The sequence below is a fragment of the Luteibacter sp. 22Crub2.1 genome (genome assembly GCF_900167995.1).
Classification (GTDB): Bacteria; Pseudomonadota; Gammaproteobacteria; order Xanthomonadales; family Rhodanobacteraceae; genus Luteibacter; species Luteibacter mycovicinus.
The window spans coordinates 39,381-64,973 of sequence record NZ_FUYT01000015.1 but is presented as its reverse complement, the minus strand read 5'-3'; the positions used below and the strand labels follow the sequence as shown (position 1 = coordinate 64,973).

Here is a 25,593-nt window from a genome sequence, read left to right as displayed (position 1 = left end):
TGGCGGTGTCACCATTACTGGAGGAGCTTGGTAACGATCTGCTGGCTCTGGTTGGCCTGGGCGAGGACCGAGACGCCGGCCTGCTGCAGGATCTGAGCCGAGGACATGTTCGCCGTTTCCTGAGCGAAGTCGGCGTCGGTGATGGCCGACTTCGACGAGGTCAGGTTCTGCGAGATGTTCTGCAGGTTGGAGATGGTCGACTCGAAGCGGTTCTGCACCGCGCCGAGGGTGGAGCGCAGATCGGAAACCGACTGCAGGGCGGCATCGATGCGGTTGATCGTCTTGTTCGCATCGTCGACCGTCTTGACGCTGGAATCGGCCAGGGTCGAGGTCGTGCTGACGGCCTGCGTCGTGATGCCGAGCGTACCGGCCTGCGTACCGCTGACGGTGTAACCCGTGGCCGAGGAGATCGTCAGGCTCTTGCCATCCGAGCTCACGTAGGCGCTGATGCCCGAACCCGACTTCGAGTTGACGGCGTCGGCGAGGCCCTGAGCATCCTTGTACGTGCCGGCGAGCGAGAAGTTGGTGCCGTCGGCGAGCTGGATGCTGGCGCCAGCCGCACCCGCAGCGATGGTCAGGGACTTGGCATCGCCCGCCTTCACGGCGTCCGTACCGGCAACAGCCGTGCCGGTGCCGAAGATGGCGGCGCCAGCGCCCGTCGGGGCCGGAGCCGCACCCGCACCGGCGGTGCCGGCGGTGAAGACGACCTTGCCGCCCGCGGCGGACACGGCGACCGACGTATCGCCGGCGCTCGTGAGCTGGGCCTGGATCGCCGCAGCCGTCGCGCTGCCATCGGTGTCACCCGACAGATCGGTGTTCAGCGTGATGTTGGTGTTGCCGACCTTGAAGGTCTTGGCAGCGGCACCCGTGTAGTTGGCACCGGTGAAAGCGTCGGACGTGAAGGTGCCCTTGGTGGCGGCGGCATCGGCGGCGACGGTGAAGTTGGACGAGACGTCGACCGTCTGCGAAGCCAGCTGACCGACCTGATTGGACTTCATGCCCTTGTCGAGGCCGACGGTGATCACTTCACCGACGTTGGCACCGACCTGGAAGCTGAGGTTCTGGGCGGAACCGTCCAGGACCTTCATGCCGTTGAAGTTGGTCTGCGTGGCGATACGCGTGACTTCCGACAGACGCTGCTGGACTTCGGCGTCGAGTGCCGCGCGGTCCGAAGACGAGTTGGAAGCGTTGGTCGACTGAACGGCCAGTTCGCGGATGCGCTGCAGGTTGTTCGTGACTTCGTCGAGGGCCGATTCGGTGGTCTGCGACAGCGAGATACCGTCATTGGCGTTCTGCACGGCGCGGTTCAGGCCGTTGATCTGCGTCGTGAAGCGGGTCGAGATCGCGAGGCCGGCGGCGTCGTCCTTCGCGCTGTTGATGCGGTTACCCGACGACAGGCGCTCGATCGCGGACGAGAGCTTCGTCTGCGAGGTGCTCAGGTTACGCTGAGCATTCAGCGACATGATGTTGGTGTTGATGGTCAGTGCCATGGGATTGATCCTTTTTAAGCGGAACCGAAATGCCGGAGGTTGTGCGGCGTAGTCCGGCGGGGTTCCGTGAAGGAAGCCTTCCGCCTCAGAGAGGTTTACGGCACGCCGGGAGGAAACTTGAGAACTTTTTCTACCTGTCAACAACTTTCTTGATCGAAACCGTGTAGGCGGTGACGCCCAGGCTCCGTCAGTCAATTTATCGGCAGGGTCGGCTCCGGGTTTAGGGTCAATTTCACAACGCCAGATACGTCGATTCGGCAGCGGAAGTTCGCGCCCCGGCGGACTCGCGGGGGCGCCTGAGCCTGTGCCGCCTGGCCGTGGAATTACTCCAGCAATTTGAGGATGAGCTGTTGAGACGAATTGGCCTGTGCGAGCACCGAGACACCCGATTGCTGAAGGATCATGGCCATCGTCTTCTTTGCGGTCTCCTCCGCGATGTCGGAATCCATGATGGTGCTGCGCGACTCCGTCATGTTCTGCCGGATGCTGTCGAGGTTGCGAATGGTGGACTCCAGGCGATTCTGCACGGCACCCAGCGTGGACCGGGTCGAGCTGACCGATTCCAGTGACGCGTCGACGCGCGCCACCAGGGCGTATGCCGCATCTCGCGTAAGCACCGAGCCATCGGCCAGGGATGTCGTGGTGTCCATGGCGTAATCACTGGAAAATCCGAGCTTGCCTGCCAGAGCCCCCGACACGCTGACGGCCGACCGCGAATCGAAACGTAACGATCCGTTTTCACCGACAAAGGCGGAGAGACCGCTTCGTCCGTTGGCATTGATGGCATCGGCGACGCTTTGCGTGTCCCGGAACGATCCGATGATGTCGACGCGCTCGCCGCTGCCATTGGTAAATGAAAGATCGCCTTTAGCCAGGCTGAGGCGGTCGCCCCCTACCCTCACGATGTCGAGTTTGTCGCCGTTGGCGGCAACCCTGAAGTCACGACCGAGCTTGCCTTCGAGAAAGCCACGCGCAGTGTCGACGGCGTCGCCTTTATAGAGCGACCAGTCGACCCTGACGCCATCGTAGTCCACCGTACCCAGGCTCTTCCCGTTGGCATTGCTCCAGTCCTTCGCAGGATCCTGCGTGAACGCGTAAGGCTTGGAGACGAACGCCGATGCGATATCCACCGAGCCACTCGCTACCTGACCGACCTGATCCGCACGCATACCCAGCCCAAGGCCCACCTGAATCACTTCGCCCACGTTGGCGCCGACCTGGAAGGTGAAGCGCGAGCCGCTTCCGTCCAGTACTTTCATGCCATTGAAATTGGTTTGTGTGGCGATGCGGGTGATTTCTTCGAGGCGTTCGACCACCTCGTTGTTGAGGGCGCGCCGGTCCACACCGGAGTTCGAGCCGTTGGCCGACTGCAACGCCAGTTCGCGGATGCGCTGCAGGTTGGCCGTTACCTCGTCGAGCGCCGCCTCACTGGTCTGCGACAGCGAGATGCCGTCGCTGGCGTTCCGACGGGCTTGTGCGAGACCGTTGATCTGCGTGGTGAAGCGTGTCGCGATAGCGAGACCGGCGGCGTCGTCCTTTGCGCTGTTGATGCGTTTGCCCGAGGTGATGCGCTGCATGGCCTCGGCCAGCCTGCTCTGGGTCATGCCGAGGTGTCGCTGTGCGTTGAGCGACGCCATGTTGGTACTGATAGTGAGAGCCATGAGAATGTCCTTCTCTCGTGGCGGGCACGCCGCTTACGCGACGGCGTCGCGTGCCCGCTAAAAGGGAATTCGCCGTAAGAGGTGATCGGCGATTTGCAGGCGGGCTAGTGACGGCGGTGGATGAGTTTGATGTAGGGCCCGGAGGAAGATGAGTCCGGATTTCGCGCACTAAAAAGGCGGCCTTGCGGCCGCCTTGAAATGTCGCAAATGCGAACGTCGAGGCGCGTTCTATTTCAGGTAATTGAACAGCGACAGATTCTGCATCTTCACGTAGGCCTGCTGTGCGGCATCTAGCGCCGTCTGCTGCTGGGTGTATTTACTGGCTGCACTCGCGTAGTCCAGCTCGGTCAGATCCGACAAGGTGCTGTCATAAGAAAGCTTGACGTCGGAACCGATGTCCGACTGCTGGTCGAGCGTGTTCATGCGTGCGCCGATCTTGGTACGCGTGTTCAGCAGGCTGGTGGCCGCCTGGTCGAGATTCTGCAGCTGGGCGTTGACCTGATTGTTCATCGCCGCGCCGCCGCCGGGCGCTTCGAACGCACTGATGATGCCGGCGATGGTCGAGAACACGTCCTGCGACGACGACGGACCTACACTGAACGAATCGCCCGCCGCAGGGGTACCGGTGACATTGAGCTGCGCGCCCTTGAAGCTGATCGTGCCGCTGGTACCGGTATACGTGCCGGTCGACAGAGGCGTGCCCGTGGGATCGGCCGCGTCATGAATCTCGTAGGTGGTCGCCGAGGTGAAGTTGACGGTGTAATTACCGCCGTCCCACTGCGTGGCATCCGTGACCGAGGTTGCGCCGACAACGGCGCTTCCCGTGTTCGTTGCACCCGCGGTCGTCACGAACGTGCCATTGCCGCCGCGGATCGACATGAAGACGTCATCGCCACTGTCGCCCGTCGCAACCTGGAGGCCGGCGGCCGCTGCGACCATCCGCTGGGTCTGGTCGCCACCGTAGCTCACCGACAGGCCGTCGATCGTGAACGGCTGCGTGGTGGTACGGCTACCGGCGAAGATGTATTCGCCCTGGCCGTCCTTGCTGTTGCCGAGCGCGACAAGCTGATTCAGCGTCTGTCGCAGCTCGGTGGCGATGGACTGGCGGGATTCGTCGGTCTGCGTGCCGTTCACGCCTTCCAGCGTGATGGACCGGATCCGGTCGAGGATATTGCCGGCCGAGGTGAGTGCGGTTTCTTCCGTCGACAGTCGCGTCGTCGCCGAGTTGATGTTGCGCGTGTACTGATCGTTCTGGGCGCTGGCCGAGCTGACGTCGACGGCGCGCGCGGCGGCCGCCGGATTATCGGACGGCGTCTGGATGGCCTTGCCGTTGCCCAGGGCAAGCTGGGTCTGCGACAGCTGATACTGGCGATCCAGCATCTGGTTGACCGCTTGCTGTGCACCCCATGAAGTCGAAATACGCATGAGTTATCCGTGTACCGCGCTCAGGAGGGACTGAAAGATGGTGTTCGCCGTGGTGATGACCTGGGCGGATGCCGAGTAGGCCTGCTGAAAACGCAACAGATTGGCCGCTTCTTCATCCATGTTCACACCGGACAGGCTTTGCTGCGCCGCCGTGGCCTGGTCGAGGATGCTCTGCTGCGCATCGAGTGCCGTGTTGGCCTGCGCGCCCGCCGTACCCACTTGCGCGATCAGCTGGCTGTACGACTTGCCCACCGTGGTCACACCGTTGTCGAGCACGCCCTTGCTGGCCACGTTGGCCAGCGCCAGCGCATTTCCGTTGTCACCGCTGGCGGTGCCGGCGGGTTTCACGGTGAATGTGTCGTTAGCGGCCGGCACGCCGGAAAGCTTTAATGTCCAGCCATTGCCGGTGATCGTGTCGCCATCGGCGTAGGTATTCGGACCCACCCCATTGATCGTGTAGGTCGTCGGGGACGTGAAGACGATGCTGGCCGGCGTATTGAAAGCGGGATCGGCCACGTTGGTGACGGTAAGGCCGCCCAGCGTGGCCTTACCCGTGTTCGCCGAGCCTTTCGTGGCCGCCAGCGGACCCGACGCGGCGATCTTGTTGGTATCGCTGATCGCAACGCTCATGGACGATGCCGCGTTGCGCGTCGCCTGGATCTGGAACGAGTCGCCCGCCACCGCGCCCGCGCTCACCACCATGGACAGACCGCCGACCTTGAATGGGTCCGTGGCGGTGCCCGTACCGGTCATCGGTACGGTGACACCGGCCGTGGTCGTCGCGCTCCAGTTCGTGCCATCGAAGCGCATGACGTAGTCGGATGCATCGAGCCTGGAGACGTCGGACACCGTGGCCGCGATCGAACCCGTGCCTTTGTTGGCCGTGCTGTTGAACACGGCGGGGTTGGCGATAGTGAAGAAGTTGCCGCCCGCGTCGCCGTTGAGGTCGATACCCTGTGCGTGCTGCTGATTGAACGCGTCCGTCATCGCGATCGCGGCGCGACCCAGCTGGTTGCGTGCCGGATCGAGCACGTTGGTGCGGAAATCGAACGTCGCGCCGAGCGAACCCGATCCCAGCTGGCTGCTGATGACCGAGCCACCGGGGCCGGTCACTTCGAGCCGGGACGAATCGTACTGATTGGGGGCCGTCGAAAGCTTCGCCGAATCGGTGCCATTGACCAGCGAAAGGCCATTGCCTACCGTGACGGTGACCATGTGATTGTCGTTCTGGGTGACGTTGACGCCGACCAGCTGCGAGAGCTGCGAGATCGCCTGATCGCGCGAGTCGAGCAGGTCGTTCGGCACTGCCCCGCCCGCGTAACCCTGCTGGATCTGTCCGTTGAGGTCGGAGATCGTCTTGGTCAGCGCATTGATCGAATCGACCGCGGTGCTGATCTGCGTGTTGGTGGACTGGTCCAGCTGCTGAAACTGCGATGACAGCGACTTGAAGGTCGACACCAGCGTACTGGCCTTGCCCAGCAGGGCCTGACGACTGGCGGTATCCACGGGAGCGTTGGCCACGTCGCTGACCGCCCCGAAGAAACCGTCGAGCGCCGTCTGCAGATTGGCCGACCCGCTCACGATGTTATTCACCGACGCCGTCAGCGTGGCGTACTGCGACGCGCGCGATTGTCCCGAGTTGGCCGACCACATCGACTGCGTGAGGAACTGACTGTACGCCCGCTGCACGCTGACCGCATCGGCGCCCTGACCGACGTAGTAACCGCCGTTGTATTCAGGCGTGCGCGCATTGAACGTCGTCGTCTGCCGCGTATACCCCGCGGTGTTGACGTTGCTGATGTTGTGTCCGACGGTGGACAGACCCACTTGCGAGGCAAGCAGACCCGAGACACCTGTGGAGAGCAGATCGGCCATCGTTACGTTCCTTCTGTCCTTTCGTCAGCCCGTGGATTACAGGTCGGCCGCGACGCGTTCGAGCGCGGCCAGGGCCTGTTTCATCACCGGACCATTGGCGATGTCGGCCAGCTTCTGTGCGTAGCTGGGATCGGTGGCGTAACCACCGTTGACCAGCGCCTTGGCGAAACCCTTCACGTCATCACCGCGACCCACCGCATCCGCGTAGCGTGGGCTACTCGCGACCATGTCGGCGTAGTCCTTGAACGAGTCGGACGGTGAGTCGTAAGCGCGGAAGCTGTCCTTCTTGCGCACGGCGACCCCGTTTTCGTATTCGAGAGTCGGTACGTTGACGCGCTTGCCGTCCCAGCTGCTGCCGGCCTTGATGCCGAACATGTTGAAACTGGTGGTGCTGCCCTGCGCCGGCATGTGCTTGCCCCAGCCGGTCTCCAGTGCCGCCTGAGCGAGCAATGCGCGCACCGAGACGCCAAGCTTCTTCGCTGCTTCGATCGCGTGCGGCGCCAGCTTCTGGACGAACTCCTCCGGGGAGGAGATCGACAGCTTGCCGACCGCGCTCGCCACGGCATTGGCGCCGTCGCCGACGGCCTGCCCGGCGCGACCGAGCATGCGCTCGAGCGAATCCATCAGCCCGCTGTCCTGGTCAGACTTGGACGAGACCGCATCCACCGTACTCGCATCGCCCGTGACGCCGGCGAAGAGGCCGTTGCCGGACGAGGCGCCCTGCGCGGACGATGCGCCGCCAAGCTGGCGGATGAGCATATCGGCGATGCCGATACCCTTCCCCTGCGACAGCGTCACGGAGAGCTGTTTGTCGAACATGTCGCGGTAGGCGTTCGACGCCTGCGAACCCATGATGTCGTCACCCATGGCGGCGCTGGCGTCACGCATGGACTTCAGCATCATCTGCGTGAAGATCGATTCGAACTGCTTGGCGACGGCGGGAAGGGCGGACGCCTGGTCCTTTTGCGCGGCCGAACGCAGGCCGGCGAACCCGGACATGTCCGTGTAGGTGCCAAGCTTCTGGTTGTCGACCGCGGTCACCATGTCAGATCACCACCAGTTCGGCGCGCAGGGCACCCGACTGCTTCAGTGCCTGCAGGATGGAGATCAGGTCGCTCGGAGAGGCGCCCACCTGGTTCACGGCGCGCACGATGGCGTCGAGGCTGGTGCCCGGACCGAACTTGAACATGTGGCCGCCCTCTTCGCTCACGGCGACCTGGCTGCTCGGCACGACGGCCGTCTGGCCGCGGCTGAACGCGCCCGGCTGACTCACCTGCGGCTGCTCGCTGATCGTGACCTGGATCGCGCCGTGTGCCACCGCGGCGGCGCCGACCTTGACGTCGGAACCGATCACCACGGTGCCGGTGCGCGAGTTGACGATGATGCGTGCCGGGGCATCGCCCGGCGTGACATCCAGTGCCTGGATGGTCGACAGCCAGGCCACACGCTGGGACGGGTCGAGCGGCGCGCGGACCGCCACCGAGCCGGAATCCAGGGCGTTGGCTGTGCCGGCGCCGAAGTTCTGGTTGACGGCCTGCGCGATACGGTTGGCCGTCGTGAAATCGGCGGTGTTGAGGTTGAGCATCAGGTCGCCGCCCTTGTCGAACGACGTCGCGACGCTGCGCTCGATACTCGCGCCGCCAGGGATGCGGCCGCTCGAGGAAATATTCACCTGCACGCTCGAACCGCTCTTACCCTGCGCGCTGACACCACCGACGATGACGCTGCCCTGGGCGATGGCGTAGACCTGCCCGTCCGCACCCTTGAGCGGCGACATCAGCAACTCGCCACCGCGAATGCTCTTGGCATTGGCGATCGAGGCGACCGTCACGTCGATGCGCTGACCCGGCTTCGCGAACGGCGGAATCTCGGCGGTGATCGTGACCGCGGCCGCGTTCTTCAGCTGTGGACGCACGTTGGCCGGCACGTTGACGCCGAACTGCTGAAGCATGTTCTCCAGGCTCTGCGTGGTGAACGGTGCCTGGCTGGTCTGGTCACCGCTGCCGTCGAGACCGACGACGAGGCCGTAACCGATCAGCTGGTTGCTGCGGACACCGCCCACCTGCGCGAGGTCGCGGATGCGATCCGCGTGCGCCGGAAGGACGGCGGCGATCGCGAAGACGGCCACGGCGGCGTTAAAAAGAGTGCGAAAACGAAGCGAGACGTTCATCAGAACGGCATCCACTTGGAATCGAAGAAGCGCGAGAGCCAGCCACGCGTGTTCGAATCCGCGAGCGTACCCTTGCCCACGTACTCGATGCGCGCGTCGGCGACGCGGCTCGAGGCGACGATGTTGTCGTTACCGATATCCTGCGGACGGACGATGCCCGAGATGCGGACCAGCTCGTCGCCCTGGTTGATCGTCAGCCATTTTTCGCCACGCACCACCAGCGCACCGTTGGACAGCCGCTGCGCGACGGTGACGGTGATCTCGCCGGAAAGCTGATTGCTCTGCTGGCTCGAACCGTCGCCGTCGAAAGCGTTGTTGCTGGCCAGCGAGCTGTCGGCGGTCTTTCCGCCGATGCGCAGGCCCTGACCGAGCACCGTGGGCGAGGTGATGGTGTTGCCGTTCTTCTTGCTGGTGCTGGTCGCCGCTTTTTTGCTGGCCTGGGTCGACTCGACCAGGGTGATCGTCAAAATGTCGCCGACGCGATGCGCGCGCGGGTCCGCGAAGAGCTCCAGCGACTGCTGGTCGGCGTAGAGCGACCCGGTGGCACGCGCCTGCTGCGTCGGTTCTTCCGGCAGCGTGGCGGTATACATCGGCCTGGGCGTAGGCGGCACCATCGCGCAACCGTTGAGGAGCGCGAGCGGCAGCACAGCGAGAACAGCACGGACGTAAATGCGATTCATGACGTGTCTCAGGTCTTGTTGGTGATGGTCTGGAGCATCTGATCGGACGCCGTGATCGCCTTCGAATTCATCTCGTAGGCGCGCTGCGTTTCGATCATGTTGACCATTTCCTCGACCACGTTGACGTTCGACGTTTCGAGGCTGTTCTGGTTGAGGGTGCCGAGACCGTTGAGGCCGGCGGTGCCCGTCTGCGGAGCGCCGCTCGAGGCGGTCTCCAGGTAAAGGTTGTCGCCCTTCGGCTGGAGGCCGGCGGGATTGACGAAGTCGGCCAGCTGGATCGTGCCGACGTTCTGCGCGGCGGCCGAACCCTGCACCGTGACGCTGACGGTGCCGTCGGTACCGATGGTGACCGTCGACGCGTTGGCGGGAATGGTGATCGACGGTTCCAGCGGGTAGCCGTCGTTGGTGACCATCTGGCCATCCTGGTCACGCTTGAGCGAGCCGTCACGCGTGTAGCCGACGGTGCCGTCCGGCATGGTCACCTGGAGGAAGCCGCGACCGTCGATGCGCACATCGAGCGGATTGTCGGTCTGCTGCACGCCGCCCTGCTCGAACATCTTCTGCGTGCCGACCACGCGGACGCCGGTACCCATCATGAAGCCGGTGGGCGACTGCGTCTGCTCGGTGGTCTGGGCGCCCGCCTGCCCACGGTTCTGGTAGGACAGGTCCTCGAACTCGGCGCGGGCGCGTTTGAAGCCCGTGGTGTTCGTGTTGGCCAGGTTGTTCGAGACGACGTCCATGCGCGTCTGCTGCGCATCGAGGCCGGTCTTGGCGATCCAGAGGGACGTGAACATCGTTGACTCCTGCGCGTTGGCGCTTTACGAGCCCGCGACGGTTTTGCGTCGCGCGGCGGTGGTTATCCCACCTGTAGCAATTTCGATGCCGACTGGGCGTTTTCGTCCGCGGCTTTGATCGAGCGGACCTGCATTTCGAATTCGCGGGACAGCGAAATCATCTTCACGAGCACGTCGGAAGGGTTGACGTTGCTGGATTCCAGGGTGCCGTTGACCACCTTCACGTCCGCGTCGGCCGGCGCCTGGGAGCCGTCTTTCATGTGCATCAGACCGTCGCTGGCATACGTCAGCTGGTCGTTGCCGGGGTTGACCAGCTTGATCCGGTCGGTGGTGGCCACGGTGGCCGGACTTTCACCCAGCGGAACGGTGGAAATCGTGCCGTCCTCGCCGATCTTCACACTGGTCGACTGTGGGATCGTGATCGGACCGCCGCCGCCCAGCACGGCATTGCCGCGCATGTCCGTCAACAAACCGTCGGCGTCGACACGCAGGTTACCGGCACGCGTGTAACCCTCGGTGCCGTCGGGAGTCTGCACCGCGATCCAGCCGTCACCCTGCACGGAGATATCGAGGTCGTTGCCGGTATGCATCTGCTGACCGGACGTCGTGTCCCAGCCGGTCCCCTGCGCGACACCGTTGATACGCGTCTGCAGGCCGTCGCCCTGAACCGGCATGCTCTGGAACGCCGACAGCTCGGCCTTGAAGCCGGCCGTGTTGGCGTTGGCGAGGTTGTGTGCCACTTCGGCCTGCGCCCGCATGATCTGCGCGGCGCCGGTCATGGCGACATATACGGAACGGTCCATGGCTTCGGTCCTTAGCGGCCGGTCGCGGGCGCGGCCCGAGCCGCACCCGCGTCACGCTTAGTTGCGGATGTTGATGATCGTCTGGGTCAGCGTGTTGTCGGTCGAGATGACCTGCGCGTTGGCCTGGTAGTTGCGCTGCGCCTTGATCATGTTGACCAGCTGGGCGGTGAGGTCGGCCGTGTTGGACGCCTCCAGCGAGCCGGCCTGCACCGTGCCGACCTCACCCGAGCCCGCCACGCCACGGATCGGCTGACCCGAATCCGTCGAGGCCACCCAGTTGGTGTCGTTCTGCTGGCGAAGACCCTGGTTGTTGGCGAACGTCGCGATGGCTAGCTGCCCCAGCGGCGTCGACACACCGTTGGTGTAGACCGCCGATACCGTGCCGTCCGTCGAGACGTCGATCTTGGAGAACTTGCCGGCGGCAAAGCCGTCATTGGTCACGGCCGAGGTGGTGTACGAGTCGCCGAACTGGGTCACCTTGGTCATGTCGACCGTGAGGTTGATCGGCGCGGCGCCGGGGTTGGGCGACGCGGCACCGAAGTTGAGCTTGCCGTTGGCCGGCGTGGTGAGCGAGCCACCCGAGCTGAACACCATCTGCTGAGCGGTACCCACCTGGGTGCCGTCCACCGTCATGTACGCGTTCCACGTATTGGGATTGGTCGCATCCTTTGCGTAGTAGACGTTGGTGGTGTGCGTGGCACCCAGCGAGTCGTACGACTGGAAGGTCGACACGTAGTTGTAGCTCTGGTCGTTGGTCGGATCGAAGGCGACCGTCTTGGCCGTGTCCGACGAGGACAGGTTGGCGGTCAGGCCGATCGTGCCGCTGGCCTTGGCCGCGCTGGTGCCCGTGCTGATCTTCAGGTCCTTCAGGGCGCTGATGTCGAAGCCGCCGGTCGCGGTCGGCGGGTACACCTGCAGGTTCTGACCGGTCGCGTTGACGATGTTGCCGTTGTCGTCGGGGTGAAAGTTGCCGGCGCGCGAGTACGAATAGCCCGAAGAATCACGCAAGGTGAAGAAGCCCGCGCCGCTGAGGGCGAAGTCGTAGGAATTGCCGGTCTGGGTGACGTTGCCGTCGCCGAACTGCTGCGCGATGTTGGTCAGGCGGACGCCGCTGCCCGCCGCCGTGGCGGACAGGTTTTCACCGGCCACGGAATACACCTGCGAGAACTCGGCGCGCGAGCCCTTGAAGCCGACCGTGTTGACGTTGGCGATGTTGTTGGCGGTGACTTCCAGGTCGGAAGACGCCGCGTTGATGCCGCTGAGGGCGATATCGAAAGGCATGGGTGTGTTTCCTCGCTGGAATTACATGATTTGCGCGATCTGGCTCAGCAGGGCGCCGCCGTAGCCGGCCACCTGCACATAGGTTCCGTCCGTGCCCGAGGCACCGACGCCTTCCACCTTTCCGCGAACGAACGTGTCGATCGCGTTGCCGCCGGAAGTAGCGGTCATCTGGTAGACACCGTCGGTCAGCTGCGTGCCGTCGTCGGATTTACCGTCCCAGGAAAACTTGGTGAGGCCCGCATCGGGCTGGCCCAGGGAAATCGTGCGGACGACGTTGCCGGAGGCGTCCTTGATCTGAACGTTGACGTAGGTGCCGGAGGTACCGACGTTGACGGCCCCATCCATCTCGCTGTTGGTCAGCTGTCCCGCGGTGGACGGCACGAGCACCTCCTGCCCGACCAGACTGGCGGCACGGACGAACTGATCGCCGGTGAGGTTGGTCGCCAGCGTGTCGAACGAGCTCTGCAGCTCCTGCGTCGCGGCCACCTGAGAAAACTGCGCCATCTGCGCCACCATCTGGGTGGAATCCATCGGCTTGGTCGGGTCCTGGTTGGTCATCTGGGTGACCATGAGTTTCAGGAAATCCGACTGGCTGAGGGTCTGTTCCTTCAGCTGGCTGCTGGAAGACGTCGAGGACGTGGAACTGGTAGTGCTGACGGAAGCGACCATGGGAGTGCCTTATTTGCCGAGGTCCAGCGTCTTCTGCATGAGCTGCTTGGCGCTGTTCATGACTTCGACGTTGTTCTGATAGGAGCGCGACGCGGAGATCATGTTGACCAGCTCGTCGACCGGATTGACGTTGCTCGAATACACGTAGCCATTCGTGTCGGCGAGCGGATTGGCCGGCTCGTAACGCGACTGGATCGGTGCCTGGCTCTCGGTCACGCCGAGCGCGCGGACACCGCCGTTTTCCATCTGGCCGTCCACCTGCTGCTGCACGGCCGCGAAGGTCGGCTGCCTGGCGCGGTAGGCCGTGGCCTCACTGCTGGACAGGCTGTCCGCGTTGGCCATGTTGCTGGCGGTGGTGTTCAGTCGCGCGGACTGCGCGGCCATGCCGGAACCGGCGACGTCGAAGATCTTCAGGAGACTCATGAGGCGGTCCCGGTGATGGCGAGGCGCATGGTGTGGATCTGCGCGTTGATGAAGCTGAGCGATGCCTGGTAATGGATCGCGTTGGCGGCGAACTGCGACTGCTCGACCTGGGTATCGACGGTGTTGCCGTCCATGGTCGGCTGGGTCTCGGCGCGATAGGCCAGCTTGTTGGCCTGGTCGAGGGCCACGGCGGGGTTGCCGCCGATGTGACCGGCTTCGGTCGACGCCATCTGCAACGTGTGGCCATCGGTGGCCCCGGTCGCGGCGGTCATCGCTTTCTTGAAATCGAGGTCGCGGGCGAGGAAGCCCGGGGTGTCGGCGTTGGCGAGGTTGGATGAAATGACCTCGGCACGGCGCTGCCACAGGCCAAGGGCCTGGGCGTGTACGCCGAACAGCTTGTCGGATGAATCGATCATGGGCTCGTCCCCTCTCGTGACCTTGGCCCGAGGGGTTGAGCAAGAGCCGTGCCACGGCTGGGGACTAACGGCGAAACGGCGCCGGAGCGCCGTTTGCAAGGTCTTGCGATGGTCCCCAAGCCGCCAGCGACGGAATTCCGACGCGCCTGCCGGGGTGCCGCGTCAGGGCGACGTCAGGCCGGGAGCAGCTCGAGCACGGCCGTGGCAAGCACGTCGGGCTGGAACTTGGCGATGAACCGGTCGGCGCCTACGCGCTCGACCATCGCCTCGTTGAACACACCGCTCAGCGAGCTGTGCAGGAGGACCTTGTGATGACGCAGGCCGGCCTCTTCACGGATGGCACGCGTCAACGCGTAACCGTCCATCAGCGGCATCTCGATATCGGACACGACCAGGGCGACGCGGTCGGCGACCGGACCCGCCGCGAGTTCGCGGAGCTTTTCCAGGCCTTCCTTGCCGTCTTTGGCCACGACACATTCCAGGTCCATCTTGCGGAACAGGTCGACGATCTGCGTGCGGGCGACCAGCGAGTCGTCCACCACGAGGACACGGCGACTGCCCGCGTGCTGGATATGGGCGGCCTGCTGCACGCGGTCGGACAGCTCGACCGCCCGGGGATCCACATGGGCCAGCACCTGCTCGACGTCGACCACGGCGAGCAGGTCGCCGTCGAGACGCGTCACGGCGTTGACCCGCGCCCCATAGCCGAGGGCCGGCGGCGGCGCGGCCATATTGGTGCCGTCGACGTGGACGATCCGATCCACGTCGGACACCAGGAAACCCTGCACGGAGCGGTTGAACTCGGTCACGATGAGGTGCGCGCTGTCCACGGTGGCCAGCGGCGGGTAGCCCATGGCGGCGGCCAGGTCGATCACGGGGATGGTGCTGCCCCGGTAGTCGAAGCTGCCCGACACCAGCGCGTGCATGCTGGGCATACGCTCCAGACGCGGCCGGCGGAGCACCTCACGTACCTTGAAGACATTGATGCCGAACGCCTGGCGGTCGCCGAGACGGAACAGCAGCATGGCCACGCGGTTGTGTCCCGCCAGGCGGGTGAAGGTTTCCACGGTGTCGAGCAACGGGCGGGCCATGTCGTGCCTGGGCATCTGCATAAGGTGTCGCGGAACGTATCGGCGCGGTCACCCATACCTTGAGGTACCCGACTGGCACACGGATTGCTTGGCTCAAGAACGACGGCTCCTGGACGATTACTAGGGGCGACCATCCGAACAAGCGAAAGCGAAATCATGACCCTCCTCTGGAGCCAGCACGTCCGCCTTCTCGCCAGCGCCGCCGCCACCGGTGACGCCGCACGAGTCCGCGCCCTCTCCGCGCAGTATCCGGCGGCCGCCAGCGCCCTGGGCGCACTGCTCAAGCCTGCGGAGGCGCCGCGCACCGCGCCGGCGACGACCATCCAGGCCATCGAGCAGCAGGGCATGGTCCTGACCAATGCGCAGGCGCTCGGCGTCAGCCTGCAGGAGCTGGTCGGCAACCTCGAAGGCGCGCGCGATACCGCCGGTCGATTGACGGAAGCCAGCGCCAGGATCTCGACGGCGATCGACCATGCCCACGGCAGCGTCACCGGCATGGCGGAATCGGGCAGTCAGGGCCAGGCGACCGCGGGCGACCTCGACGGCCAGTTGCGCCTCCTGCGCAGCGCCCTCTCGGGTATGAGCCGCAACCACGCTCAGTTCTCCGAATATTTCACGGCGATCCGCAAGCTCACCGCGGCCGTGCAGGACATCGCCCATCAGACCAACCTCGTCGCGCTCAACGCCGCGATCGAAGCCGCGCGCGCCGGCGAAGCCGGTCGCGGTTTCGCCGTCGTCGCCGACGAAGTGAAGCAGCTGGCCGAGAAGACCACCCAGGCCACTGCGGAAATCGACCAGGTCACGCAGACGGTCGGTGAATTCTCGGGCCAGCTCGACGACGCCGTGCAGAACAGCCTGCGTCGCCTCGACCAGACCCAGACCGGCATCGCCGGTATGCAGGCATCGCTGGGTCGCGTGGATGACGCCGTGCGCGGCGCCCGCGGCAGCCTCGACGCGGCACGCGAAGGCATGACCGCGCTGGCCGGTCGGATCACCGCGATCCAGACCACGCAGACCTCGCTCGGCCGCATCGGCAATGAATCGCGCCGCCAGGCCGATGCCGCCGCGCGCGCCGCCGTGCTCGCTCACCGCCTCAGCCTGGCGCGCCTGGAGACCGAGGGCGCGCTCGACGCGGCCAGCCTCAGCCAGATGATCCGCGAAGCTTGCCAGGGCCTGCGCTACGCCGTCGAACTGGCGTCGCGCGATCCGGCCAGCCTCGATCGCCGCTGGCTCGACACGACGCCACTCATGCGCTGCATCGACCAGTTCCGCGAACGCCGCCCCGATGCGGCGGCCGACGGCATCCGCGCGGCGGGCGAGCGTTTCACCGCGCTGGCCTCGACGTATGCCATCACCCTCGGGGAAGGCCGTCACGCCGACGCCAGCCACATGGTCCCGGGGCTCAACAAGGAACTCGACGCCGTCACGCAGGGCCTTTCGGCGTCCCTCGCGGAGCGCGCTGCGTGATTCACCGGTTCGTCGCTGGCGGACTCGCCCTCGCGGCCCTGCTCGGCTGCCCGCTTCCGGCGGCAGCCACGCAGTCCGTCGACGGGGTGCGCGATGCCGCGGTGAACTGGTTGCGGGCGAACCGCGCCCCGCCGGGCTCCCGCATGGTGCTCGAGGCCGTGCCGCTCGACAGCCGCCTGAAGCTGGCCGACTGTGCCGCGCCACTCGACGCGTCGCTGCCGGGTAACCGGGCTTTGGGCGCACGCGTCAGCGTGACGGTCCATTGCCCCGTGCCGGGGGGCTGGACGGTGCGGGTACCGGTCAAGGTCCAGCTCTTCGCGCCCGTGCTGGTCACCAGCCGGCCGCTGACTCGCGGCGACGGCCTCGGCCCCGCGGATGTCCACACGGAAGAACGTGACGTCGCCACCCTCGCCTACGGCTACATCGCCGCCCTGGACCAGGTCGGAGGCCGAGCGCTGGCCCGGCCGCTCAACGCCGGTACCGTACTCACCCCGGGCATGCTCGCCGGGCGACAGGCCGTGCGCATCGGCGATGCCGTGAGCATGGAAGCCAGCGTCGACGGCGTGGTCATCCGTGCGGACGGGGTGGCCATGGGCGCCGGTGACATGGGATCACGCCTCAAGGTCCGCAATGCGTCGTCCGGGAAGGTGCTGGACGCCGTGGTACGCGGGCCGGGGGTCGTCGCGGTGCTTCCGTGAACGAAATACCAACCGCGTCACATTTCTGGCGCCGCGCCAGTTAAAGTTCCCCGATGGACCGCCGATAAGGATTCTGAAGGACATCAGATCCGAGGAAAGATCATGACCACGACCATCAAGCCCGGTATTCCGAACCAGCAGCCGCCGGTGCAGCTTCGCACCCAGAACGCGGCCGCCGGCTCGACCGCCTCGACGCAGACCGCCAGCCCGGTCCGCGCCAGCGACGACAGCGTCAATATCACCGACTCGGCCAAGGCGCTCGACGCCGCCAGCCGCGCCGACGATCCCGGCCGCGCCGCGAAGCTCGAGAAGCTGCGTACGGACATCGAGTCCGGTACCTACAAGCCGGACTCGCAGGCGATCGCCAGCAAATTTCTTTCGATGGAAAGCCAGATCGGAGGCGCAGGCAGCGCATGACCGCGGCATCCGCCTCCGACTTCGACGCGGCGCTCGGCGCCGTCATGGGCGACCTCGCCCGTGACGTCGATGCGCTGCACGCCAGCCTGATCGACGAGCGCATGGCGCTCGATCAGGCGAACATGCCCGCACTGGAAGTCGCAGGCCGGACCAAGAGCAGACTGCTCGACCGCATCGAGAAACTCGATGTCGAGCGCCGTCAGCTCAGCGATGCCGCGGGCGTCGACAGCCTGCAGGACGAACGCTGGTCGCCGACCATCGAGCGCCTGCTCGAATGCCGTCGGCTCAACGACGTCAACGGGCGCATCGTGGCGCAGCGCATGAATCATGTGCGTCACGCGCTCTCGCTCCTTTCGGGCGATGCGCCGGGCGGCTCCACTTACGGACCGAACGGCGTTTCAAAAGTAAGACTCCGTTCCGGGACGCTTGCACAGGTCTGACGCAACGGAACACGCGATACTGCAGGCTCACCCAGACGGCGTAAGAGAAAGCAATGGCAGCATCCCCCCAGCCGACAGCGGTGAACGACGACGGCATCCTCCCCATCGTCCGCGTCCCCATCCTCGACAAGAAACAGTCGCTGTTCGCTTACGAACTGATTTTTCCGCGGCCGGTCGGTACCGATATCGAAGCGGCCGCCGTGGCGCATACGCAGGCCACGCTCAGCGCGATCGCGGATGGCAGCCTCAAGCGCCTCGTGCGCGACAACCGTGCCTTCCTGCACATGTCGCGCGAGCTGCTGCTCGAACACGCCGACATCCTGCGTCACAACGCACGCCTGGGCGCGAGCATCAGCGCCGACGTGGGCAGCGACGAACAACTGCTGATCAAGCTGCGTGAGCTCAAGAGCCACGGCTGCCTGTTCATGCTCGAAGACTTCAACCTGCCCGCCGATCCGGAACACCGCGCCGGCGTCGACGCCTTGCTGCGCATCGTCCAGTTCGCCAAGGTCGCCGTCGATCATCGCCATCCGGTCGCCGCCCGCGCGCACATGGACTACGTCCAGGCGTTCGGGGTCAAAGTCATTGTCACCGGCATCGATACCCACGAAACCTTCGTGGATTACGCCGATCAGGACGTCGACGGCTTCCAGGGTAAATACCTGCTCCGCCCCGAGCGCGTCGACATGCCGCGACTCACTCCCAGCAAGCTCGGCGTGCTGCGCCTCATGGGCGCGCTGCAGGATCCGGAAAACGGTCCCGTCGAACTCGGCAAGATCGTCCGCGACGACGCCATCCTCAGCTACAAGCTGCTGGGTTGCGTGAATTCCGCTTATTTCGCCCTGCCCCGCCAGCTGAAGTCGGTGGAACAGGCCGCGGTGTTCTTCGGCGTCAACCGCATGCGCAACTGGATCTTCACCATGGCCGTGTCGGGCATGGACGAGCGCCCGCCGGAACTCCTGCGTCTCGCGCTGGTTCGTGCGCACATGTGCGAGAAGCTTGCGCGCAGCATCAAGCCGGAGCTGCAGGAAATGGCGTTCACCGCCGGCCTGTTCTCGCTACTGGACACGCTGATGAACGTGTCGATGGCGTACGTGCTCGAGCATCTGCCGCTGGCTATCGAAATCCGCGAAGCGCTGCTCGACGGAACCGGTCCGTTCGCCAGCATCCTGGATCAGGTGCGCCACTGGGAACAGGGCGAAGTGGAAAGCGATAACGCGCTGCGCGACCAGCACATGGCGACCATGGCCACGATGTACGTCGAAGCCACGAGCTGGGCCGATCACGTCTACGCCTTCGCCGATGGGTCCGCCGCGGCCTGAGCCAGCCCGCCCTCAGACCAGCGAGGGCGCGATCACGTGAATCACCACGTATTGCCAGATGAGCATCGCCGCCATCGCGGCGATCACCAGCAAGGTCAGCCCGGCGCCGAAAAGACGCCCGGGCGATGTCCCGGGTGTCTTCGACAGCCCGATCGCATGCAGCACGCGCGCGATCACCAGCACGATGCCGAACACGTGTAGCAGCATCGGCAACGTCTGGTTGAGTTCCAGTATCAGCAGCAGGATCAACGCGATCGGCACGTACTCCGTCGCGTTACCGTGTGCCCGCGCGGCGCAGGCCACGGCACGGTTGCCGCCGTCGCCCAGTCCGATGCTCGTACGACGACGTAAGAGCATCACGCGCGCGCCGAGGAAGATCATCAGCAGCGCGACCAGGGCCGCATATAGTCCAGTAATACGCATGGCGCGATTTCCCGCTTCAGTTCGATGCCGATGAGGTTCGTTGCTGCACGCGCCAGATGGCCAGGCCTGCCCCCAGCACAGCGACGAGCAACCATACGCTTGCCGCCATCGCGTCGCCAGCCATCCACATCACCCCGGCGACCGCCGCGATGATGACCGCGCCGGTGCCGGCGGCGAAGAGAACGTCGCGTCGCAGGCGGCTGGTCCATGCGAGCAAAAGCGCACCCAGCGAAGCGGCAAGGAACGCCGCGATGCGCACCGGCAACACCGCGCCCGGAGGTTCGGGGAGCGCGGGCATGACGTCCAGCAAGCTACGGTCGCCTACCTGCACATCGAAACCGGCGTCGCCCTCGCGCGCGGGCGTGCCCGGCACCAGCGTGTCGCCCTCGATCCGGGCCAGTACGGTCATCGCCTGCAACGGCACGGCCTGCCATGTGATGCGGAGGTCGCCCAGGCGCGGATTGGACGGCTTCGCACTGGTCACCAGCGCGTCGCCGACACGCTGGAAGGTCGCCGCGAAATTGGACGGCAACGCTTTTTCGTCCGGCGTGACGTCGACCTGCCCCGGGAACGCGCGCAGGATGGGTGCGGACAGCTTGAAGTTACCTAGCTTGACCTCGCCGGCCTCGAACTGCCGTCCCTGGATCGGGAACGCACCCGGGTTCACGTGGCCCGCGGGCCTGGCGAAATTCGTCGCATCGATCGGCCGGTCGACCCAGTCCACTTCGTAGTGCGTGTTGCCGCCCACGGTGATCTCGCGCCACTGGTACATCTCGACATGGCGAATGAGGACGGGCGAGTCGGCGCGGACGTTGAACTCGCGGTCACGCGGCGCATCCATGATCTTCGGCATGCCACTGACGCGGGTCAGCGCACCGAACTGGCCCGCCGCGGGCCGGCCTTCGGCGCCGAGATCGAGCACAGGTGAGCCGCCGTGACGCGCAAGGGCGGCGCCGTAATCCATCACACGGCGCTCGTTCCAGGCGATCAGGCCGAGCCCGACCAGAAGCATGACCGCACCGGACAGACGCGTTCCCCAGGCCATCCCGGTGTGTTTCACTTTTTGCTTCGACCTCATCCTGCCCCCGTAACGCAACTTACTGCACCTTGCCGAGACCGGACGGACGACGCGGATCGCTGGCGGCGTCAAGCTTACCGGTACGGTGATCCCAGGTGACGACGTTCATGAAACCCCACGGCGAGCGATTCTTCAACACGTGGCCCATGTCGGTCAGCGCCCTGGCCGTGGCATCGTCGAAGACGCCGGCTTCCACGTCGACGCGGTCCGGCAGGTACTGGTGGTGGTAACGCTTCTGCGCGGTGATTTCCGAGGCGCTCTTGCCATCGATGAAGGCGAGGATGCCCTCGAGCACCTGCGTGATGATGGTCGAACCACCCGGCGAACCGAGCACCGCCGTGCGATCCGCACCGAACACGAAGCTTGGCGACATCGATGAAAGCATGCGCTTGCCGGGCTCCGGCGCATTGGCCAGCGCCCCACGCAGGCCAAACGCATTCGGCTGTCCCGGTACCAGAGCGAAGTCATCCATCTCGTCGTTGAGCACGACGCCGGTACCCTTCGCCACGAAGGCCGAACCGAACTCGAGGTTCACCGTCAGGGTGGACGCCACCATGTTGCCGTCCGCGTCGATCACCGAGAAATGCGTGGTGTGCATGCCCGGCTCGGACGCCATCGAGGTGGGCAGCAGATCCGACGGGGTGGCCTTGTCGGGCGAGATCGTCGCGCGCAGGCCGTCCGCGTAGTACTTCGACAGAAGCATGTCGAGCGGCATCTTCACGAAGTCCGGGTCACCCAGGTATTCGTTGTGATCGCGGAACGCCCGACGCATGGCCTCGATGGTGAGATGCGTCGAATGAGCCAGGTCCGCCTTGCTCAGGTCGAAGCCGGAGAGGATGTTCAGCACCTCGGCGATCGCCACGCCTCCCGACGACGGCGGCGGCGCGGTCACGATGCGGTAGCCCTTGTAGTCGACGCTGAGCGGCTCGCGCTCCTTGACCTTGTAGGCATCCAGATCGGCGGCGGTCCAGTTGCCGCCGGCGGCACGCGATGCCGACACCATCAGCTTCGCGGTCTCGCCTTTGTAAAAGCCGTCGTGCCCCCTGGCGGCGATGCGTTCCAGCGTCTTCGCCAGGTCGGGCTGGCGCAGCGTCCAGCCGGGAGACGGGACCTTGCCGCCGGGCAGGAAGATGGCCGACGAGGCGGGATAGCGCGCCAGCACGTCCTTGCGATCCTCGATGGTACCCAGGAACCGCGAATCGGGCTGAAAGCCCTCTTTCGCGATGCGGATGGCAGGCGCCAGCGATACCGACAAAGGCAGTTTGCCGTAATGCTCCGCCATCCAGACGATACCGGCGGGCTCGCCGGGAATGCCGGACGAGAGCGGGCCGTTGGTCGACGTGTCGCGGTTGGGCTTGCCGTCCTTGCCGACGTAGACCTTCATGTCGACGGCCTTCGGCGCGGTTTCGCGCGCGTCGATGAAGACATCGCGGTTGTCCGATGCACGATGCAGCAGGGCCATGAAGCCACCGCCGATGCCTGAACTCTGCTGCTCGACCACGGCGAGCGTGGACGACACGGCCACCGCGGCGTCGAAGGCGTTACCGCCCTTGCCCAGGACCTCGAAGCCCGCGTTGGTCGCCATGAAATTGGCACTGGCGATGGCGGCGTGTCCGGGGCCACCGGGAGCGGCCGGGACGTTCTGCGCGTTGAGCGCGCCGGCACTGAAGACAACGACAAGGCTCGCGGCGAGCACGCGCCACGACGGGGCATGGACCATGAAATTTCTCCGGGTGGGAATATCGCTACCCGCGAGATTAACCCATGGACGCGCGCGGGGCGCTTACGAGGCCGCGCGGGCCATCAGATGCTCGTACTTCAGCATCAGCTGATCGTGCGTTTCCACGCGGTCGGGATCGTGCGGGATGCACTCCACCGGGCAGACCTCCACGCACTGCGGGTTGTCGAAATGGCCGACACACTCGGTGCAGAGGGCGGGATCGATCACGTAGTACTGCTCGCCGAGCGAAATGGCCTTGTTCGGGCACACCGGTTCGCAGACGTCGCAGTTGACGCAGGTGTCGAGGATGATCAGGGACATGCGCGCATTTTAGCGCGTTTACGAGAAGGGCGCCCCGAGGCGCCCTTCGTTTACGCGATTGGCGTCCGAAACGATTACATCGCGACGAAGCGGACCGTGGCGCCGGTCGGCGTCAGGGCGTCGGTGACGCGCTGCTGATCGGCCTGGTCGCCGATGAACAGGATGATCACGCCCTTGAACGAACCCGCGTTGGCGCTCTTGAAGGCTTCGACGATGAGGTCGGCGGTCTTGGCCGACTCCGGGCCACCGAAGACGAGCATGTTGCCCGGCGTGACGCCGCGGGCGACGGTGCCCTGCACGTTCTCGAGCTGACGCGCGCGACCGTCCTGGCCGTTCTGGTCGTCACCGGCCGGAACGAAGTACGGGAACGGACGGTCAGCCGTCATGCCCTGCATGTTCTTCCGCACGATCTGGCCGAAATACTGGCTCCAGGCCTTGGTGTCGGTCGGGTTGGACGGCTTGGCGACGGCAGCTTCCTGAGTCGTGGCGGCCTGATCGGCATCTTCGGACTTGTTGCAGGCCGAGAGGGCCAGGGCGGCGGTCAGGGCCACGGACGCGGCGAGGACGAACTTACGCATGATGATCACCTTTGATTTCAAGAGTTGCGCCAGCGTTGGCGCATGGCCTGCTGCACCGCCGGATGCACGAAGCCGGAGATATCGCCACCCAGGCGACCGATTTCACGCACGAGCGAGGAAGAGATAAAGCTGTATTGCTCCGCCGGGGTCAGGAACAGCGTCTCGGCCTGAGGAATCAGGTGACGGTTCATGCTGGCGAGCTGGAATTCGTATTCGAAGTCCGACACGGCGCGCAGGCCGCGAAGGATCACGCCCGCGCCGATTTCCGTCACGAAGTGGGCGAGCAGGCAGTCGAAACCGCGCACCTCCACGTTCGGCAGGTCGGCCAGCGCCAGACGGGCCAGCGCGATGCGCTCGCCCAGGCTGAAACCGGGGCCCTTGTTACGACTCTCCGCCACCGCGACCACGATCCGGTCGAACAGCGGCGCGGCACGCGACACGAGGTCGGCGTGACCGTTCGTGATGGGATCGAACGTGCCCGGATAAACGGCAAGTCGGGGATTGGCCGGCGGATGAGTCATGGACACTGGGGTCAGGGAAAACGCGGGCTAGCTTAACGGATCGGCCGGGGCGCGGCGATAGAGGGTGTACGTCACCTCTCCCGCCTGACCCTGCCGGTGCGCGAGCCAGGTCGGGGGCAAGGTGAAGACCGCGCCACGCGGCGACTCCACATAGATCCAGGCCGTCGGCGTCAGCCAGCCCCCGCTTTCGAGCTGCGCGGCGATCCCGGCCCAGGCATCCAGCGCGAACGGCGGATCGAGGAAAACCAGATCGAACGGCTTGCCGGAGCCCTTCAGCCAGCGAGCCGCGTCGTCGCCGACGACCTCTCCGTCGGTCTTCAGCCGCGACAGGTTCGCTTTGAGCGCCGCCGCCAGCCGGGGCTCCCGCTCGACGAAGGTGACGCTGCCCGCGCCGCGCGACAGGGCCTCGATGCCGAGGGCACCGGTGCCGGCGAAGGCGTCGAGGCAGCGGGAGCCCGCCACCACCGGCTGCAGCCAGTTGAACAGGGTTTCCCGCACGCGCTCGGCCGTGGGGCGCAGCCCCGGCAGATCGGGCACGTCGAGCCGGGAGTTGCGCAGGTTTCCGCCGATGACGCGGATGCGGCCGGAGGCGGTCATCGCTCAGCGGCCAGTGTGGGCGGGAGTGCTAGCATTCGCCTATTGTCTTTGAATCCCTCCCGCAATGCTCAAGTTCTGGAAGAAGAAGCCCGCCGAACCGGCGACGACCGAGGCCCCGGCAACGGACGAGCGCGTCGATCGCGCCGCCGACCCAGCCGCCACCGACCTGGGCAGCCTGGTCGCCGAGGCACTGGCGGAAACGGCAGCCCCCGAGCCCGAGGCTCCCGAGGTCGAGCCCGAGGCGGAAGACACCCTCGTGGCCGAGGCCGCGCATGAGGCCACACCCGCGCCCGAGGCGTCCGCAAAGCGCAGCTGGCGCGATCGCCTGTCCGGCAGCGGTTTCGCCAGGAGCCTGGGCGCGCTGTTTGTCCGCCACCCCAAGCTCGACGACGATCTGCTCGACGAGCTGGAAACCGCCCTGATCACCGCCGATGTCGGCGTCGAAGCCAGCACCCAGCTGGTCGAGGGCCTGCGCAAACGCATGCACAAGCGCGAGTTCGCCGACGCCGGCGCGATGCTCAAGGTGCTGCGCGACGAACTGGTCGCGCTGCTCAAGCCGGTGGAAAAGCCGCTCGACGTCTCGACGCACAGCCCGTTCGTCATCCTCACCGTCGGCATCAACGGTGTGGGCAAGACCACGACCATCGGCAAGCTCGCGCGCCGCTACGTCGACGAAGGCCGCGGCGTAATGCTCGCGGCGGGCGACACCTTCCGCGCCGCCGCCGTCGAACAGCTGAAAACCTGGGGCGAGCGCAACAAGGTTCCGGTCGTCTCGCAGGGCCAGGATGCCGACTCCGCCAGCGTCATCTTCGATGCCCTGCAGGCGGCGCGCTCGCGCGGCACGCAGGTGCTTATCGCCGACACCGCCGGTCGTCTGCACACGCAGGGCGGGCTGATGGATGAACTGGGCAAGATCGTCCGCGTCATGAAGAAGCTCGACGCCGCCGCGCCACATGAAGTCCTCATGGTGATCGACGGCACCACCGGTCAGAACGCCATCAGCCAGCTCCGCCAGTTCCGCGATACGGCGGGTGTCACCGGACTCGTGGTGACCAAGCTCGACGGCACGGCCAAGGGCGGCGTGATGTTCGCGCTCGCCCGCGAGTTCAGCCTGCCGATCCGCTACGTCGGATTAGGCGAAACCGCGACCGATCTGCGCGTGTTCGACGCCGCCGCTTTCGTGGACGGCCTGCTCCCTGCCAACCTTGGCGGCTGAGTGACGCGCATGCCTGA

Annotated in this window: 27 protein-coding genes; 6 read left to right on the top strand and 21 right to left on the bottom strand. The window is 65.6% G+C overall.

What is annotated here, in order from left to right; genetic code table 11:
• Window positions 1-14 precede the first annotated feature (14 nt).
• The 14 genes from B5X73_RS16040 to B5X73_RS15975 all read right to left on the bottom strand — a co-directional run bounded on the left by B5X73_RS16040 (window position 15) and on the right by B5X73_RS15975 (window position 14,778).
• Window positions 15-1,490, bottom strand: coding sequence for a flagellin N-terminal helical domain-containing protein (locus B5X73_RS16040; protein WP_079522533.1), 1,476 nt, complete (start codon window positions 1,488-1,490; stop codon window positions 15-17).
• Between the two features lie 323 nt (window positions 1,491-1,813).
• On the bottom strand, window positions 1,814-3,151 hold the full coding sequence (locus tag B5X73_RS16035; RefSeq protein ID WP_079522532.1) for a flagellin N-terminal helical domain-containing protein: 1,338 nt from the start codon (window positions 3,149-3,151) through the stop codon (window positions 1,814-1,816).
• A gap of 228 nt (window positions 3,152-3,379) precedes the next feature.
• Window positions 3,380-4,576, bottom strand: a complete 1,197-nt coding sequence (gene flgL / locus B5X73_RS16030; RefSeq protein WP_079522531.1) for a flagellar hook-associated protein FlgL — start codon at window positions 4,574-4,576, stop codon at window positions 3,380-3,382.
• A 3-nt stretch (window positions 4,577-4,579) separates the two neighbouring features.
• Window positions 4,580-6,451, bottom strand: coding sequence for a flagellar hook-associated protein FlgK (gene flgK / locus B5X73_RS16025; RefSeq protein ID WP_036111180.1), 1,872 nt, complete (start codon window positions 6,449-6,451; stop codon window positions 4,580-4,582).
• Window positions 6,452-6,487: 36 nt separating this feature from the next.
• Complete coding sequence (gene flgJ / locus B5X73_RS16020) at window positions 6,488-7,495, bottom strand: flagellar assembly peptidoglycan hydrolase FlgJ (RefSeq protein WP_090350645.1); 1,008 nt, start codon at window positions 7,493-7,495, stop codon at window positions 6,488-6,490.
• A gap of 1 nt (window position 7,496) precedes the next feature.
• Complete coding sequence (locus B5X73_RS16015; RefSeq protein ID WP_079522530.1) at window positions 7,497-8,621, bottom strand: flagellar basal body P-ring protein FlgI; 1,125 nt, start codon at window positions 8,619-8,621, stop codon at window positions 7,497-7,499.
• Complete coding sequence (gene flgH / locus B5X73_RS16010) at window positions 8,621-9,301, bottom strand: flagellar basal body L-ring protein FlgH (protein WP_079522529.1); 681 nt, start codon at window positions 9,299-9,301, stop codon at window positions 8,621-8,623. The genes B5X73_RS16015 and flgH overlap by 1 nt, the downstream gene beginning before the upstream one ends.
• Before the next feature lie 8 nt (window positions 9,302-9,309).
• On the bottom strand, window positions 9,310-10,095 hold the full coding sequence (flgG, locus tag B5X73_RS16005) for a flagellar basal-body rod protein FlgG (protein WP_036111173.1): 786 nt from the start codon (window positions 10,093-10,095) through the stop codon (window positions 9,310-9,312).
• Between the two features lie 62 nt (window positions 10,096-10,157).
• Window positions 10,158-10,898 carry a flagellar basal-body rod protein FlgF gene (gene flgF, locus B5X73_RS16000; RefSeq protein ID WP_036111172.1) on the bottom strand — a complete coding sequence of 247 codons (741 nt, stop codon included), beginning with the start codon at window positions 10,896-10,898 and terminating at the stop codon, window positions 10,158-10,160.
• A gap of 57 nt (window positions 10,899-10,955) precedes the next feature.
• Window positions 10,956-12,179: a flagellar hook protein FlgE gene (flgE, locus tag B5X73_RS15995; RefSeq protein ID WP_036111170.1), complete on the bottom strand. Its 1,224-nt coding sequence runs from the start codon at window positions 12,177-12,179 to the stop codon at window positions 10,956-10,958.
• A 21-nt stretch (window positions 12,180-12,200) separates the two neighbouring features.
• Entirely contained in the window at window positions 12,201-12,848 is a 648-nt protein-coding gene (locus tag B5X73_RS15990; protein WP_036111168.1) for a flagellar hook assembly protein FlgD, read from the bottom strand.
• A 9-nt stretch (window positions 12,849-12,857) separates the two neighbouring features.
• On the bottom strand, window positions 12,858-13,271 hold the full coding sequence (gene flgC, locus B5X73_RS15985) for a flagellar basal body rod protein FlgC (protein WP_036111164.1): 414 nt from the start codon (window positions 13,269-13,271) through the stop codon (window positions 12,858-12,860).
• Window positions 13,268-13,687, bottom strand: coding sequence for a flagellar basal body rod protein FlgB (gene flgB / locus B5X73_RS15980; RefSeq protein WP_079522528.1), 420 nt, complete (start codon window positions 13,685-13,687; stop codon window positions 13,268-13,270). The genes flgC and flgB overlap by 4 nt, the downstream gene beginning before the upstream one ends.
• A gap of 173 nt (window positions 13,688-13,860) precedes the next feature.
• On the bottom strand, window positions 13,861-14,778 hold the full coding sequence (locus B5X73_RS15975) for a chemotaxis protein (protein ID WP_079522580.1): 918 nt from the start codon (window positions 14,776-14,778) through the stop codon (window positions 13,861-13,863).
• A 156-nt stretch (window positions 14,779-14,934) separates the two neighbouring features.
• Between B5X73_RS15975 and B5X73_RS15970 the strand changes: the two genes are divergently transcribed.
• From B5X73_RS15970 to B5X73_RS15950, 5 genes are all read left to right on the top strand, one after another.
• Entirely contained in the window at window positions 14,935-16,245 is a 1,311-nt protein-coding gene (locus B5X73_RS15970) for a methyl-accepting chemotaxis protein (protein ID WP_079522527.1), read from the top strand.
• Entirely contained in the window at window positions 16,242-16,943 is a 702-nt protein-coding gene (gene flgA, locus B5X73_RS15965; RefSeq protein WP_254857317.1) for a flagellar basal body P-ring formation chaperone FlgA, read from the top strand. The genes B5X73_RS15970 and flgA overlap by 4 nt, the downstream gene beginning before the upstream one ends.
• Window positions 16,944-17,045: 102 nt before the next feature.
• Complete coding sequence (gene flgM, locus B5X73_RS15960) at window positions 17,046-17,360, top strand: flagellar biosynthesis anti-sigma factor FlgM (RefSeq protein ID WP_079522526.1); 315 nt, start codon at window positions 17,046-17,048, stop codon at window positions 17,358-17,360.
• Window positions 17,357-17,800: a flagella synthesis protein FlgN gene (locus B5X73_RS15955; RefSeq protein ID WP_036111154.1), complete on the top strand. Its 444-nt coding sequence runs from the start codon at window positions 17,357-17,359 to the stop codon at window positions 17,798-17,800. The genes flgM and B5X73_RS15955 overlap by 4 nt, the downstream gene beginning before the upstream one ends.
• A gap of 53 nt (window positions 17,801-17,853) precedes the next feature.
• Window positions 17,854-19,122, top strand: coding sequence for an EAL and HDOD domain-containing protein (locus B5X73_RS15950; protein WP_079522525.1), 1,269 nt, complete (start codon window positions 17,854-17,856; stop codon window positions 19,120-19,122).
• A 12-nt stretch (window positions 19,123-19,134) separates the two neighbouring features.
• On the opposite strand, the gene B5X73_RS15945 is transcribed toward B5X73_RS15950, so the two are convergent.
• From B5X73_RS15945 to rsmD, 7 genes are all read right to left on the bottom strand, one after another.
• Window positions 19,135-19,545, bottom strand: a complete 411-nt coding sequence (locus tag B5X73_RS15945) for an MAPEG family protein (RefSeq protein WP_036111149.1) — start codon at window positions 19,543-19,545, stop codon at window positions 19,135-19,137.
• A gap of 16 nt (window positions 19,546-19,561) precedes the next feature.
• Window positions 19,562-20,605, bottom strand: coding sequence for a TMEM43 family protein (locus B5X73_RS15940; RefSeq protein ID WP_254857316.1), 1,044 nt, complete (start codon window positions 20,603-20,605; stop codon window positions 19,562-19,564).
• A gap of 37 nt (window positions 20,606-20,642) precedes the next feature.
• Entirely contained in the window at window positions 20,643-22,343 is a 1,701-nt protein-coding gene (gene ggt, locus B5X73_RS15935; protein WP_079522523.1) for a gamma-glutamyltransferase, read from the bottom strand.
• A gap of 63 nt (window positions 22,344-22,406) precedes the next feature.
• Window positions 22,407-22,664 (bottom strand): YfhL family 4Fe-4S dicluster ferredoxin, encoded by a 258-nt coding sequence (locus B5X73_RS15930; protein WP_036111140.1) that lies wholly within the window; start codon window positions 22,662-22,664, stop codon window positions 22,407-22,409.
• A 74-nt stretch (window positions 22,665-22,738) separates the two neighbouring features.
• Entirely contained in the window at window positions 22,739-23,242 is a 504-nt protein-coding gene (locus B5X73_RS15925) for a hypothetical protein (protein WP_036111138.1), read from the bottom strand.
• A 17-nt stretch (window positions 23,243-23,259) separates the two neighbouring features.
• Window positions 23,260-23,763, bottom strand: coding sequence for a pantetheine-phosphate adenylyltransferase (gene coaD, locus B5X73_RS15920; RefSeq protein WP_036111135.1), 504 nt, complete (start codon window positions 23,761-23,763; stop codon window positions 23,260-23,262).
• Between the two features lie 27 nt (window positions 23,764-23,790).
• Entirely contained in the window at window positions 23,791-24,360 is a 570-nt protein-coding gene (rsmD, locus tag B5X73_RS15915; RefSeq protein WP_079522522.1) for a 16S rRNA (guanine(966)-N(2))-methyltransferase RsmD, read from the bottom strand.
• Between the two features lie 64 nt (window positions 24,361-24,424).
• Here rsmD and ftsY point away from each other — a divergent pair, with 64 nt between their 5' ends.
• Window positions 24,425-25,576 (top strand): signal recognition particle-docking protein FtsY, encoded by a 1,152-nt coding sequence (gene ftsY / locus B5X73_RS15910; RefSeq protein ID WP_079522521.1) that lies wholly within the window; start codon window positions 24,425-24,427, stop codon window positions 25,574-25,576.
• Window positions 25,577-25,593: the final 17 nt, after the last annotated feature.